Source organism: Pseudomonas sp. rhizo66 (assembly GCF_031931925.1).
GTDB lineage: Bacteria > Pseudomonadota > Gammaproteobacteria > Pseudomonadales > Pseudomonadaceae > Aquipseudomonas.
Genome location: NZ_JAUJWZ010000015.1, coordinates 133151 through 147134 on the forward strand (window position 1 = coordinate 133151; position 13984 = coordinate 147134).

The 13984-nt window shown below is 59.2% G+C and carries 14 protein-coding genes; 3 read left to right on the forward strand and 11 right to left on the reverse strand.

What is annotated here, in order from left to right; genetic code table 11:
- Positions 1–32: 32 nt before the first annotated feature.
- Positions 33–341, reverse strand: coding sequence for a hypothetical protein (locus QZR14_RS18715; RefSeq protein WP_311997391.1), 309 nt, complete (start codon positions 339–341; stop codon positions 33–35).
- Positions 342–653: 312 nt separating this feature from the next.
- Between QZR14_RS18715 and yegS the strand changes: the two genes are divergently transcribed.
- Complete coding sequence (gene yegS / locus QZR14_RS18720; protein WP_311997365.1) at positions 654–1571, forward strand: lipid kinase YegS; 918 nt, start codon at positions 654–656, stop codon at positions 1569–1571.
- Here yegS and QZR14_RS18725 read toward each other — a convergent pair.
- The 3 genes from QZR14_RS18725 to QZR14_RS18735 all read right to left on the reverse strand — a co-directional run bounded on the left by QZR14_RS18725 (position 1555) and on the right by QZR14_RS18735 (position 4055).
- A complete protein-coding gene (locus QZR14_RS18725) occupies positions 1555–2214 on the reverse strand; it encodes a response regulator (RefSeq protein ID WP_250606113.1) in 660 nt (219 codons plus the stop codon). The genes yegS and QZR14_RS18725 overlap by 17 nt on opposite strands.
- Positions 2211–3104 (reverse strand): sensor histidine kinase, encoded by an 894-nt coding sequence (locus QZR14_RS18730; protein WP_250606158.1) that lies wholly within the window; start codon positions 3102–3104, stop codon positions 2211–2213. Before QZR14_RS18730 ends, QZR14_RS18725 begins: the two co-directional genes overlap by 4 nt.
- A gap of 483 nt (positions 3105–3587) precedes the next feature.
- On the reverse strand, positions 3588–4055 hold the full coding sequence (locus QZR14_RS18735) for a hypothetical protein (RefSeq protein WP_250606114.1): 468 nt from the start codon (positions 4053–4055) through the stop codon (positions 3588–3590).
- Positions 4056–4509: 454 nt separating this feature from the next.
- Between QZR14_RS18735 and QZR14_RS18740 the strand changes: the two genes are divergently transcribed.
- On the forward strand, positions 4510–5445 hold the full coding sequence (locus QZR14_RS18740; RefSeq protein WP_064391361.1) for a chemotaxis protein CheV: 936 nt from the start codon (positions 4510–4512) through the stop codon (positions 5443–5445).
- A 99-nt stretch (positions 5446–5544) separates the two neighbouring features.
- Positions 5545–6351 (forward strand): MOSC domain-containing protein, encoded by an 807-nt coding sequence (locus QZR14_RS18745; protein ID WP_311997366.1) that lies wholly within the window; start codon positions 5545–5547, stop codon positions 6349–6351.
- 72 nt (positions 6352–6423) lie between these two features.
- On the opposite strand, the gene ppnP is transcribed toward QZR14_RS18745, so the two are convergent.
- The 7 genes from ppnP to QZR14_RS18780 form a co-directional block, all read right to left on the reverse strand.
- A complete protein-coding gene (gene ppnP / locus QZR14_RS18750) occupies positions 6424–6708 on the reverse strand; it encodes a pyrimidine/purine nucleoside phosphorylase (RefSeq protein ID WP_003226701.1) in 285 nt (94 codons plus the stop codon).
- A gap of 105 nt (positions 6709–6813) precedes the next feature.
- Entirely contained in the window at positions 6814–7356 is a 543-nt protein-coding gene (locus tag QZR14_RS18755; RefSeq protein WP_311997367.1) for an exonuclease domain-containing protein, read from the reverse strand.
- A gap of 70 nt (positions 7357–7426) precedes the next feature.
- On the reverse strand, positions 7427–9388 hold the full coding sequence (locus QZR14_RS18760) for an acetyl/propionyl/methylcrotonyl-CoA carboxylase subunit alpha (protein ID WP_311997368.1): 1962 nt from the start codon (positions 9386–9388) through the stop codon (positions 7427–7429).
- A 117-nt stretch (positions 9389–9505) separates the two neighbouring features.
- Positions 9506–10303: an enoyl-CoA hydratase/isomerase family protein gene (locus tag QZR14_RS18765; protein WP_311997369.1), complete on the reverse strand. Its 798-nt coding sequence runs from the start codon at positions 10301–10303 to the stop codon at positions 9506–9508.
- Positions 10300–11457, reverse strand: coding sequence for a citronellyl-CoA dehydrogenase (gene atuD, locus QZR14_RS18770; protein ID WP_007908685.1), 1158 nt, complete (start codon positions 11455–11457; stop codon positions 10300–10302). The genes QZR14_RS18765 and atuD overlap by 4 nt, the downstream gene beginning before the upstream one ends.
- A gap of 30 nt (positions 11458–11487) precedes the next feature.
- The gene (gene atuC / locus QZR14_RS18775) at positions 11488–13104 is read right to left on the reverse strand and encodes a geranyl-CoA carboxylase subunit beta (RefSeq protein ID WP_311997370.1); all 1617 of its coding nucleotides are present in this window, start codon (positions 13102–13104) and stop codon (positions 11488–11490) included.
- Between the two features lie 3 nt (positions 13105–13107).
- Positions 13108–13977 (reverse strand): SDR family oxidoreductase, encoded by an 870-nt coding sequence (locus QZR14_RS18780; RefSeq protein ID WP_311997371.1) that lies wholly within the window; start codon positions 13975–13977, stop codon positions 13108–13110.
- Positions 13978–13984 lie beyond the last annotated feature (7 nt).

Here is a 13984-nt window from a genome sequence, read left to right on the forward strand (position 1 = left end):
CGCGCTGGACGGCGCCTGCAATGACTGTTCAGTTAATTGCTGACCAATGTCACAAGCTGGTCGAATCGGCTGTTGGCCACCCAACCCAGCAGACCGAGCAACACTGCTGTTGCACCCGCCGAGTAGGCAAGCCGGTGTTTGATCGTTCTGACATCACTGCGAACTTCGTCCATGTCCCGTCGAAGGTATTTGAGATGGGTTTCCAGCTCGGTAACACGGGGTTCCATATCAACTTCTCCAGTGGTTCTGGCGCTGTTTTTGAAATCGGACTTGTGATTCGCGCGACTTTCTACAAAGGGCCCAACCGGACTTACGGGTATTCTTGCTTCATGACCAGGCATGGAAGCATCCGCCGATTGTTTCAACTGTTTGCTTGCAACCTTTTCCAGCTCTCGAACCGGCAAGAGCCCATGGGGTGTATCCACTCATTACATGCACGTCCTTGTGTGTTGGATTTAAGATCGATACCGCCAGCACACGGTGACCCAATGCTCGAACCGGGTCAATTAAGCCGATTCCGCATGTTTTGTAAGAAAAAATACCGTCGTGTAGGACGTCGAGGCTCGGAGCGCTGAATTTATTACGGGTCTGACGGCTTTTTTGCGTGCGCCAGTGGTCAAGATGTCTCAACCGAACGATTTGGGAGTGATGAAATGAGTGAACGCCGCGCGCTGTTGATTCTGCATGGCAAGCAGGCACTCAACGAGGCGGTACGCACCGCCGTCGAGGACAAGCGCAAGCAAGGCTGGGAGCTGGCCGTGCGTCTGACCTGGGAGGCGGGGGATGCGCAGCGCTGGGTCGAACAAGCCTTGGCTGACGGCTACACGAAAATCATTGCCGGCGGCGGCGATGGCACCTTGCGCGACATCGCCGAAGCGCTCGCTGCACATCCTGGCAAAGCCAGCCTGGTACTCTTGCCCCTGGGCACTGCCAACGATTTTTCCCGCGCCGCTGGCGTGCCACTGGAGCCTGCCGAAGCCCTTGAGCTGCTCGATGTGCCCCCGCGTGCAATCGATCTGGGCGAAGTGGGCGGACAGATTTTTCTCAACATGGCCACGGGTGGTTTTGGCAGCCAGGTCACGGCCAATACTTCCGAGGACCTGAAAAAAGTACTTGGCGGTGCCGCTTACCTATTCACTGGCTTGTCACGATTCAGTGAGCTGCATGCCGCTTATGGCGAACTTCAGGGACCGGATTTTCACTGGCGTGGCGAGTTGTTGGCGCTGGGCATCGGCAATGGCCGGCAAGCCGGCGGTGGGCACGTATTGTGCCCGGAGGCGCTGGCCGATGATGGCTTGCTGGATATCAGCATTCTGCCGGCGCCACAGGAATTGGTGGGCACCTTGAAGACGCTGCTCAGCGATGGTTTCGGAATCGACAACATGTTTGTTCGCACCCGTTTGCCATGGGTCGAAATCAAGGTGGCCGAGGGGCTGTGCATCAATCTTGATGGCGAACCGCTGGAAGGTGACAGCATGCGATTCGAGGCACGTCCCGCAGCGTTGCGTGTGCATTTGCCGGAGCATTCACCATTGTTGAGCAGCGCGGGGTTGGTCAGTCGTCCAGACTGATGATCTGTTCGCGCACGGCGAACAGTACCAGGCCCGCCACGTCATAGATCTGCAGACGCTTCATGATTTGTGAGCGGTGGGTCTCGACAGTCTTGATGCTCAACCCGAGGCCATTGGCGATTTCCCGGGTGGATTTTCCGCGCACGATCAAGCGCAGGATTTCCAGTTGGCGCGCTGTCAGATTGTGCGAGTCGGCAGTCTCCGGCGGCTGCTTCTGATTGCGGGTCAGGGCTTGATTGATCACGGTATGGGCGATGGCCGGACTCAGGTAGCGCTCATTGTTGCGCAAGGCTTCTAGTGCATGTTCGAGTTCGGTGGCCGTGGTGTCCTTGAGCAGGTAGCCGTGGGCACCGGATTCCAGTGCCTGCATGATCAGCGCCGGATCGGTGTGCATCGACAGGATCAGCACCTTGCTCTGCGGGCGCACCCGCTTGAGCCGTTGCAGGGCTTCCAGGCCACCGGTTTCTTTCATGGAGATATCCAGCAACACGATATCCGGATCCAGTTGCTCGACCATCTCGAGCAACTGCGAACCGTCATTGGCCTCGCCAATCACCGCGTAACCGGGAATATCCAGCACCAGAGCGCGCACGCCGGCCCTGATCAGCGAGTGGTCATCCACCAGAAGTAAGTTGCAAGTCAACGCATAACCTTATTCGTACTGGCCCGCTCGAGTGCGCGTGGCGCCCAGGGGAAGAGTGCTTCGATTTGAGTGCCTTTGCCCGGTTCGCTGATAACGTTCAGGGTGCCACCCAGTTGCTCGATTCGTTCGGCCATCCCGGCCATGCCTCGTTGTCCTTCACGACCCGGGTTGGCCGCCGGGGCGAAACCCAGGCCGTCATCGCTGATCAGCAATGTCAGGCCTTTGGGCAGACGTTGCACGCGTATCACCAGGTTTTTCGCCTGTGCGTGACGCAGGATATTGGTAACAGCCTCTTGGGTGATACGGAAGGCGGCAACCGCCATTTCTTCCGGAATGCCATTGAGCCGTTGCTGGCAGTCGAGGCTCCAGTGCACGCTGGTGTTGGCCAATGTCTTGAGCAGGTGCGCCCGCAGGCTGGCTTCAAGTCCCAGGCTGGTCAATTGGCGTGGATTGAGAATGGCTGAAACGTCGCGCACTTTGTTGAGGGTTTCTTCGAGCGTGTCGCACAACGCCGTGCATTGTTCCTGCAGGTCGTCCGGCATGCGTCGCTTGAGCCATTCGCTCTGCAGTTTGGCGGCCGTCAGCAGTTGGCCGATATCATCGTGCAGTTCGCGGCTGAGGCGATGGCGCTCGTTTTCCTGGACTTCCAGCAAGCGGTCAGCGAGTTCCTGTGGCTGGAATTTGATCGATTTGCGTGACAGTCGATATTGCACCCAGACACACGCAGTAGCCGCGATATCGAGCAGCAGCAATCCCAGGCAAAGTGGTGTTGAAAGAGCGTAGGTCAGCAGACTGCCGAGCGTTGCCGCAACACAGAGTATGAGTGTGAACCGGCGAGCATTTTCCCGGGAGGGTGGCCATGTAGTGATTGACTTGAGACTGGCGTACATAACGGATGGAGCCAATGGATGTTCGCTGCGGGCAGACCGGCCGGAGGCTGGCGGATCTCTGTCTGAAAATGCTGTCAATTATGTTATTGATTTCAACGCGGTTCAGTGAATGTGTTGACCGCCAACTTCAGTGCACAGCGACTTATGAAATCACTGTGCCATTAATTTGAAAGCAACTAGTGCGCGGCATAATACCACTTAAGATACCGTTGGTCGCGCTTGCTATATATGTCCATTGGGTCAGGAAATACATGACATTGGACGCAAGTTCCATAATGGAAAAGTCAATTTATTGTGTTCGACAGGATGTCGGTGTTGCCTGAAGTTGTGCGTCTTGACACACAGGCAAACCCTGAGGCCGGCGGAAATTATTCGTGGCTGTCAGAGCTGATTATTTAATTCGATTGTCGTTGGCAGGTATGAACTGTTCAATTACGACATTCAGAGTGTGTACCCAGTCCCTGCTTGGACCCAGTGGGTTGCTCAGGCCCGCCCCGAATAGGGCAATTGGGGCAAACGTTTGCCGGTCAACGGCGGCTGAAGCCGACTTTGGCCGACCTGGAAGGCGAATGCTTCGATCAGTGAAATCTGCTCACTGTCATCAAGACTCAGTTGCCCGGTCTGCTGATCGACCAGTTCAAGCTGCCAGGCCATCAACGTGAAGCAATCCTGCAAGGCTTGCAGGGCCTGTTCGTGAAGGTCGACATGATCCTGATTGAGGTTGAGCAGGCTGTAAATGTGCAGGGAAAATTCGGAAATCGCCTCCAGCGCCAGGGCTTCAGCCCGGCGTGCGAGCTTGAGGAGAGTGCTGAGGATGCACTCGATGGCGTCCTTGTCGTTGCTGATCAGTTGCAGATGGCTGAGGCATTCTTCGGACTTGGCCAGGAGTTGCTCGGCCTCGACAAGGAATTCGGGGAAGCGTTGTACCCACTCTTTGCGGTCCATTGGCATGCTTATCTCCACAACGTCATGTCTGATGAGGGAATGCCGTGTGTGACGACGATCGTGAATCGTCGGGAGATCGCGCCCAGCCGTGCAAGTGCACAGACTGAGAGGTTCCAGGGGGCTTGTTTCCACTGAACTGCGATCGCACACAATAGCCTGACTCCGTTCATGCAATGAGAATGGCGTCACATTAATGGCTATTGGATATTGCGAATATCAGGTTGGGCCTGATTGATACTAGGGGAATCCCTTAGGCGCGGGAACCTAACGTGCAAACCGAGGTCGCGCCGAAGAGAATGTAGCAGATGAAAATCACCGGGCCAGTAAAGCATGATGTTAATGTGACATCAATGCCTGTTCATGGCATTTTTGAGAGGGTCGGGTATGGCAATCAAGAACTGCCATTTGCCGCCGATAACCTCACATAGTGAATTCATCAGAACAAGCCCAGGAGTCATTGATGGCCGGCATTCTCGACACGGTAGACCAACGCACGCAACTGGTGGGTGAGAATCGCCTGGAAATTCTCATGTTTCGGTTGGCCGGGCGGCAGTTGTTCGCAATCAACGTGTTCAAGGTTCAGGAAGTACTGCAGCTGCCAAAACTGACCTTGATGCCGCAGCGTCATCCGTTTGTGTGCGGTGTGGTCAATCTGCGCGGTCAGACCTTGCCAGTCATTGACCTGTCGCAGGCGATCGGTATGCGTCCGTTGGTACCGGGGCCGAACAGCACCATCATCGTTACCGAATACAACCGCTCGGTGCAGGCCTTCCTGGTGGGCGGTGTGGACCGCATCGTCAACATGAACTGGGAAGCCATCCTGCCGCCACCGACCAGCGCCGGGCGTCAGCACTATCTGACCGCGATCAGCAAGGTTGACGATCAACTGGTGGAAATCATCGACGTCGAGAAAGTCCTCGCCGAAATCGTCCCGTACAACGCCAAGGTCTCGCGTGAAAAACTCGATGATCCGGTACTGGAGCGCGCCCGTGGTCGTGAGGTGCTGCTGGTGGACGACTCCAACGTGGCGCTCTCGCAGTTGCGCGACACCCTTGGCCAGCTCGGGGTGAAAATGCACATCGCCAGCGATGGCCTGAAGGCGCTGAACATGCTCAAGGCCTGGGCCGATACCGGGGTGAACATGACCGACAAGCTGCTGATGATCTTCACCGATGCGGAAATGCCGGAGATGGACGGCTATCGTCTGACTACCGAAATTCGTAACGATCCGCGTCTGCGTGGTTTGTACGTGGTACTGCACACTTCGCTGTCTGGCAGCTTCAATGACTCGATGGTGAAGAAGGTCGGCTGCGACAACTTCCTCTCCAAGTTCCAGCCGGACAAATTGGTCGACGTGGTGCGCCAGCGCCTGATGCTCGACGAAGTACCCGCCTGATCATCACCCCCACATGGGATATGCAGTGCGCAAATTCTGGCTTTGATTCGCGGATAAAGCTCGTATAGGGTGGCGTTTTTATTCTCCAGGGAGCTGGCCATGTTGCGTCTGAGCGCGCTTTATCGTTACCCGTTGAAATCCGGCAAGGTCGATGTGCTGCAAAGCGTTGATCTCGACAAGCTGGGGCTTGATGGCGATCGACGCTGGATGCTCGTGGACGAAGCCAGCGGCCGCTTCCTGACCCAGCGCGCCGAAGCGAAGATGAGTCAATTGTCGGCCCTGTGGAATGCACAGGGCGGTCTGACCCTGAGCGCACCTGAACGGTCCTCCATCGACATCGCCTTGCCGGGCGACAACGCCGAACTGCGTGGCGTGACGATCTGGCGTGACACCTTGCGCGTGCCGGATGCCGGTGATGAGGCGGCGCGCTGGGTCAGTGATTTCATCGGCAAGCCGACCCGGCTGGTGCAGGTGCCGCTGGATCGCGCCCGGTCCACTCAGGCGGGCTTCGGCAAAGATGACGATCAGGTCGCGTTCGCTGACGGATTTCCGCTGTTGTTGATCGGCGAGGCCTCTCTGCAGGACCTTTCGCAAAAGGTCGGACGACCATTGGAAATGTTGCGTTTTCGGCCGAATCTGGTGATTGAAAACAGTGCTGCCTATGCAGAAGACAGTTGGAAGCGCATTCGCATCGGTGACGTCGAGTTTCGCGTGGTCAAGTCGTGCGCACGTTGCATCCTCACCACCATCGACCCGCAAACCGGTGAGCGCAGTGCCGATCGCGAGCCGCTGGCCACTTTGCAGAAATACCGTGCCGAAGCTGATGGCGCAATGTTCGGGCAGAATCTGGTCAATGACAGCAATGGCCGACTTGAAGTCGGCATGCCGGTGGAGATTCTCGAGTAATCGGCCACTGAAACGAAAAATGCCCGTGTCCTTGGACACGGGCATTTTTGTTGGTGCAGTGAAACCGTTGCTTTAGCCGCGGTATTCGCACAGGTAAGCGGTGTCGACCGCAACCTTCAGCTGGAACTTGCTGTTGGCCGGGACGTTGAACTGGCTGCCGGCGGCGAAGGTTTCCCAATCGCTGCTGTCGGGCAGTTTGACGGTCAGTGCGCCGGAAACCACGTGCATGATTTCACGCTGAGCGGTGCCGAATTCGTATTCGCCCGGGGCCATGACGCCGATGGTCGCCGGACCCTCAGCGGTGCCAAAGGCGATCGACTTGACGGTGCCGTCGAAGTACTCGTTGACTTTAAACATGGGCGATTCCTCGAAAAGGGTTAGAAATTGGAGGCGGCCAGTATGCACAAGGCTTTTCGCGCCGTCACCTGCCCGGCATCTGTCCGCTGAGTTCTCGAATTGACCCTAGAGTGGCAAGACCAGTGGCAATAACCGCGCGGTGTTGCGCGCATCTTCCAGCGCCCGATGCTGCTGGCCGCTGAACTGCATGCCGGCCAGCTGCAGCGCGCCGTTGAGGCCCAGCGGCCGTTCCAGGCGTCGAGCCTTGGCGAAGCGTTGTTTGAGGTTCATGTGTGGCACTCGGCTCAAGCCGCTGTCGATGTGCAGGCGCTGCCATTCCTGGAGCAATTGCTTGCGGTCGTAATCGCCCCAACTGGCCCAGCCTTCAAGACGTGCCTGATGTTGCGCGAGCCAGCGTTCGAACGCCGGCCAGACTTCAGTCAACGGCTGTGCCGAGTCGATATTGGCCTGAGTGATGTGCGTCAGTTCACGACAGAAAGGCGTCAGCAACGGCCGTCGCGTCGGTTTGACGAAGCGCTGGAAGTGATCCTGCTCGCGCCCGGCGCGATCAACCAGGGTGGCGCCGATCTCGATAATTTCCATTTCGGTGACCGGCCAGCCACCCTCATCGGTGGTGGCTTCCAGATCTATGACCAGCCAGTGGGGCATCGCAGGGTTCCTGATTTCCGCGTTCTGATAACTCAGAGCGTAGTCAAAACCCGCAGGGGTGTGTGGGCGACTACTCGACCTGCAACAGAACCTGACGATTTTTTACCTGATCGCCGACCTTGACCTGCACCCGCGTGAGCACGCCGTCGATGCCGGCCGTGAGCGGATGCTCCATTTTCATTGCCTCCAGCACCACCAGCAACTGACCTTTGCTGACCGCACTGCCTTCGCTGACCAGTACGTCGACGATGGCACCGTCCATCGGCGCTTTCAGAGTGCCTGAACTGGCGCTGGTCTGACTGCCGATCACGGCATGAGTTCGATTATCGAGGCACAAACTGCCGGGATGGCTGAACAACCAGAGGTGCCCGGCATCGAGCCGATAGGCGTGACGCTGGCGTAAACCGTCGATTTCCAGCGTCACTGACTGCGCATCATGGTCGATGAGCTTCAATTCGAGTGTGCGTTCGGCGACCTGCACGTTGAATACGCCGTGTGCCTCAGCGAGCAGTTGCACGGCCCAGGTCTGATCATCAAGATCGAGGCGATAATGCAGCGGCACATTGGCGTTATTGCGCCAGCCGTTAAGTGGCGCACGGTGGTTGCGGGCGCTGGTTTGATAGAAAAGCACCGTTGCGATCGCCAACTGCTCGGCATCCGGAATGTAGCGGTGCAAACAAGGGTGATCACTGAAGTGCCGAGCGATGAAGGCGGTACTGAATTCACCGCTGATGAATTGCGGGTGTTGCAGCAGGCTGGCGAGCAGGCGCTGATTGCTCTGTACGCCCAATAACACCGTGTCCTGTACCGCGCGCAGCAGTTTGCGGCGCGCTTCCTCGCGAGTGGCGCCGAAGGCGATCAGCTTACCGAGCATCGGGTCATAGAACGGGCTGACCGATTGCCCTTCAAGCAAACCATGATCGATTCGCGCACCGTGCTGCAGCGCCGGCTCCCAGGCTTCTACTCGACCGGTTTGCGGGAGGAAGTCGTGGGCGGGATCTTCGGCGTAAAGCCGCACCTCCATGGCATGGCCGGTGAGCTGGACTTGTTCTTGAGTCAGCGGCAACGGCTGTCCCTCGGCAACCAGCAATTGCCAAGCGACCAGATCCAGCCCGGTAATCAGTTCAGTCACCGGGTGCTCGACTTGCAGGCGCGTGTTCATCTCCAGAAAGTAGAACTGTCCGCGCGCATCGAGCAGAAACTCAACGGTGCCGGCGCCGACATAGTTCACTGCACGCCCGGCCTGTAATGCTGCTTCACCCATGGCTTGGCGCAACTCGGCGGTCATCACCGGGCAGGGCGCTTCCTCGATGACTTTCTGATGGCGGCGCTGGATCGAACAGTCGCGTTCGCCGAGGTAGATCAGGTTGCCGTGCCGGTCGCCGAACAGCTGCACTTCGACATGCCGCGGTTCGATCAGCGCCTGTTCAAGAATCAATTCGTCGCTGCCGAAAGCGTTCAATGCTTCGGAGCGCGCGGTACGCAGTTGCGCCGGCAAATCAGCGGCGTTGTGCAGCAGACGCATGCCGCGCCCGCCACCGCCGGCACTGGCCTTGATCATCAGTGGGTAGCCGATACGCTCGGCTTCACGCAGCAGGGTGGCGTCGTCCTGTTCCGCGCCCTGATAGCCGGCAATGCACGGCACGCCGGCTTCGAGCATAGCGATTTTTGAGCGGCGTTTGCTGCCCATCAATTCGATGGCTTCGACGCTGGGGCCGATGAAGATCAGCCCGGCTTGTTCGCAGGCGCGGGCGAACTCGGCGTTTTCCGAGAGAAAACCGTAGCCGGGATGGATCGCGTCGGCGCCGCTGCGGCGAGCGGCGTCGAGGATCGCCGGGATGTTCAGATACGACTGCTGCACCGGCGCCGGGCCGATACGCACGGCTTGATCGGCCATTTGCACGTGCAGGGCATCGGCGTCGGCGTCGCTGAAAACGGCGACGGTGCGGTAACCCAAAGCCTGAGCGGTGCGCTGGATGCGGCAGGCGATTTCACCGCGGTTGGCGATCAGGATTTTGTGGATGGCGGGCATAGTGATCTTCCTGAGTATTTGGCGGTGGGTTGGCTGGCCTCTTCGCGAGCAGGCTCGCTCCCACAGGAATTTGCATCGTTCACAAAACCTGTGGGAGCGAGCCTGCTCGCGAAGCTTTTAGCTGGCCCACCGCGGTTTACGCTTTTGCACAAAAGCCATGGTGCCCTCGATCCCTTCGGCGCCAGTCACCGCTTCGCTGAACCACTGCGCTGCCTCATCGAGCAATTCGCTTGAAGGCTGCCCGGCGCTCGCCAAGAGCAATTTCTTGGTCATCGCATTCGCCTCCGGCGCGCAACACAGCACATGCTGCAACACCTCATCGAGCCGCTCGGCAAGTGCCTGCGCATCCTGCTCGACAAAATGCACCAGCCCCAGACGCCGTGCCTGATGCCCGTCGAAACGTGCGGCGGTCAGTGCCAGTCGACGGGTTTCGGTGAGGCCGATGCGCTGCACCACAAACGGCGCAATCTGCGCCGGCAGCAAGCCGAGACTGGTTTCCGGCAAACCGAATTGCGCCTGATGATCGGCAATCGCGATGTCGCTGACACAGGCCAGCCCGAAACCACCGCCAAGCACCGCGCCTTGCAGCACGCTGATCAGCACTTGCGGCGTGCACTGTGCTTCTTCCAGCAGGGCGCCGAATGCGCGATTCAAATCTCGATAAGCCTCGGCGCCTTGAGCGCGAGCGCTGGCCATGTCCTTGATATCGCCGCCGGCACAGAAATGCCCGCCGGCACCGCTGAGCACCAATGCCCGAACAGCGCGATCATCGCGCACAGCCGCCAGCACCGCGCGCAGTTCGCTGACCATCTGCAGGCTCATCGCATTGCGACTGTCCGGCCGATGCAGGGTGATGTGCAGCACGCCGCCATGCAGTTCCAGCAATAGCGTCTGGCATTGCGGCAGGCTGCTCATTTCTTTTTCCCCGGCAGGATGCCCATCAGTTTGCAGATGATCCCCAACATGATCTCGTCGGCGCCGCCGCCAATCGATACCAGCCGCACATCGCGGTAGGCGCGCGCCACCGGGTTGTCCCACATGAAACCCATGCCGCCCCAATATTGCAGGCAGCTGTCGCTGACTTCACGGCCGAGGCGCCCGGCCTTGAGCTTGGCCATCGACGCCAGCCGCGTGACGTCCTGGCCTTTCACGTATTGCTCGGTGGCCTGATAGACCAGTGCGCGCAGGCATTCGATTTCGGTCTGCAGTTCGGCGAGGCGGAAGTGGATGACCTGATTGTCGATCAGCGCATTGCCGAAGGTTTTGCGCTCCTTGCAGTACTCGATGGTGCTGTCGACGCAGTATTCCAGACCCTTGATCATGTTTGCCGCACCGAACAGGCGTTCTTCCTGGAATTGCAGCATCTGCATCATGAACCCGGCGCCTTCATGACCGATGCGGTTGCGCTGCGGCACACGCACGTTGTCGAAAAATACCTGGGCGGTTTCCGAGCTGCGCATGCCGAGCTTGTCCAGGTGCGAACTGAGGCTGATCCCCGGCGTGTTCATCGGCACCATGATCAGCGACTTGTTGATGTGCGGTTTGTCGTCCGAGGTGTTGGCCAGCAGACAGATGAAATCGGCGCTCGGCGAGTTGGTGATCCACATCTTGCTGCCGTTGATCACATAGTCGTCGCCGTCCTTGCGCGCGGTGGTTTTCAGCCCGGCGACATCGGAGCCGGCACCGACTTCAGAGACGCCGATGCAGCCAACCTGCTCGCCAGTGATCGCCGGGCGCAGGAATTCTTCGCGCAATTCATCGGAGCCGAAGCGGGCGAGGGCCGGCGTGCACATGTCGGTCTGCACGCCGATCGACATCGGAATGCCGCCGCAATGGATGGTGCCGAACTCTTCGGCAGCGACAATCGAATAGCTGTAATCGAGACCCATGCCGCCGAATTTTTCCGGTTTGGAAATCCCCAGCAAGCCGAGGTCGCCGGCCTTGCGGAAAATCTCGTGGATCGGAAAGCGACCGGCCTTTTCCCATTCGTCGACGTGCGGATTGATCTCGTGCTCGACAAATTGGCGGACGGTACGGCGCAGGGCTTCGTGTTCCGGGGTGAAGATCATTGTTATTGTTCTCCGTAGGGTCCGTGGCGGTCAGAAGCGGCTGACGCCGAAGCTGTTGGGTTGTAACGTGCGAATGTCGGCCTCGTGGCAGATGTCCAGCAGGTAACCGAGCAGGGTGCGCGTGTCGCGCGGGTCGATCAGCCCGTCGTCCCACAGGTTGGCGCTGCCATAGAGCGCGGTGGACTGGCTGTCGAGTTTCTGCGCGGTGACCTGTTCGAGCATGTCGAGCATTTTCGGGTCCGGAGTCAGGCCGTCCTTGAGCTGCTTGGCTTCGGTGACGATGCGCAATACCTTGCCGGCCTGCGCACCGCCCATGACCGCCGTGCGACTGTTCGGCCAGGCGAAGATGAAGCGCGGATCGAGACCGCGGCCGCACATCGCATAGTTACCGGCACCGTAAGAACCGCCGACCACGATGGTCAGTTTAGGCACCCGCGCATTGGCCACCGCTTGAATCAGTTTCGAGCCGTGTTTGATCACGCCTTGTTGCTCGGATTCGGTGCCGACCATGAAGCCCGTGGTGTTGTGAAAGAACAGTAGCGGTGTCTGGCTCTGGTCGCACAGTTGAATGAACTGCGCCGCTTTGCTCGCACCGTTGGGCGTGATCGGGCCGTTGTTGCCGATGAAACCGCAGGCGCGGCCCTGAATCTTCAATTGGCCGCAAATGGTTTGCTGATCGAACTCGCCCTTGAATTCGACGAAACACGATTCGTCGGCGATGCGCGCGATGATTTCGCGCACGTCGTAAGGCTTTTTCGGATCGTCGGGGATCAGCCCGAGCAACTCGTCGATGGGGTAGAGCGGCTCTTTGTATTGCGGCTCCGGCAGCCACGGCAGTTGCTCGTTCCACGGCAGCATACGGAGGATTTCACGGACCTGACGCACGCCGTCGGCATCGTTTTCAGCGAGGTATTCAGCCGTGCCGGCGACTTGCGCGTGCATCTCGGCGCCACCGAGTTCTTCATCGGTGGCGACTTCGCCGGTGGCCGCTTTCAGCAGGGGCGGACCGGCGAGAAACAGCTTGGCCTTGCCGCGCACCACCACCACGTAATCCGACAACCCCGGCTGATAAGCGCCACCGGCCGTGGCCGAACCATGTACCACGGTAATCTGCGGCAAACCCATTGCCGACATCCGCGCCTGATTGGCAAAACTGCGCGCGCCTTCGACAAAAATCTCGGCGGCGTAATTGAGATTGGCACCGCCGCTTTCGGCGAGGGTGATCACCGGGAGTTTGTTTTCCTGGGCGATCTGTTGCAGGCGCAGGGATTTTTTCAGGCCGCTGGGCGAGATCGTCCCGCCCTTGATTGCGCTGTTGTTGGCGACCACCATCGCGCGGATGCCGGACACATACCCGATGCCGGCGATCAAGCCGCCACCGGCCGCGCTGCCGTCCTTGTCGTCGTGCAACTTGTAGCCGGCGAGGCTGGCCAGTTCGAGAAACGGCGCGCCGGGATCGAGCAACAGGTTCAGGCGTTCACGGGGCAACAGCTGTCCGCGTTTTTCGAACCTGGCTTTGGCCTCGGCGGCTTTGTTCAGCAGGTTTTTTTCGAGCTGCTGTACGTGTTCGATTGCCGCGAGCATGGCTGCCCGGTTGCGGGCGAAGTCCTCACTGTGCGGGTCGAGCCGGGACTGGATCTGCGGCATGGCTTACTCCTTGTCCTTCAGCACTTCGGGTAAATACGCGCGATGGAAGCCGTTGAACGACTCGCTGTGGCTGGCCTTGTGCAACGGCCATGCACGGCTGCCGAGGCTGGCCGCACCATCGATTCTCAAAGTGCTGCCGCTGATAAACGCGGCGGCCGGGCTCAGCAAAAACACAATCGCCGCACTGACTTCCGACTCGGTGCCGATGCGCTTGAGCGGCACGTGTTCGCGCAGGGTCGGAATCACCGCTTTGAACGCCCCCTCATAAGTGTCCATGCCGCTGGAGGCAATCCAGCCCGGCGCCACTGCGTTGACCCGCACGCCGGCATAACCCCATTCGAACGCAGCGGTCTTGGTGAGGTTGTCCATGCCCGAACGCGCGGCGCCGGAGTGACCCATGCCGGGCATGCCGCCCCACATGTCGGCGAGCATGTTGACGATGTTGCCGCCGTGTTTGCTCATCGACTGATTGAACACTTCCCGCGCCATCAGAAAACCGCCGACCAGGTTGGTGCGCAGCACGGTTTCGAAGCCTTTCTGATTGATCGAAGCCAGGGGCGACGGGAACTGGCCGCCAGCATTGTTGACCAGGCCGTGGATCGGCCCGTGCTCAGCGATCAGCTCCTTGATCAGTTGTTTCACTGCTTCTTCATCGCGGATGTCGCAAGCCTTCCAGTGCGCCCGGCCACCGTCCTCGGTGATTTCGGCGGCGACCTTTTGCAGTTTCTCCGGCTTGCGCCCGACCAGCAGCACATTGGCGCCGAGGGCTGCCAGTTCATGGGCGGTGCAGCGACCAATGCCACTGCCGCCCCCGGTGACGATGATGGTCTGGCCGTGGAACAGTTCGGCGTTGAAAATCGACGCGTAAGCCATGCAAACA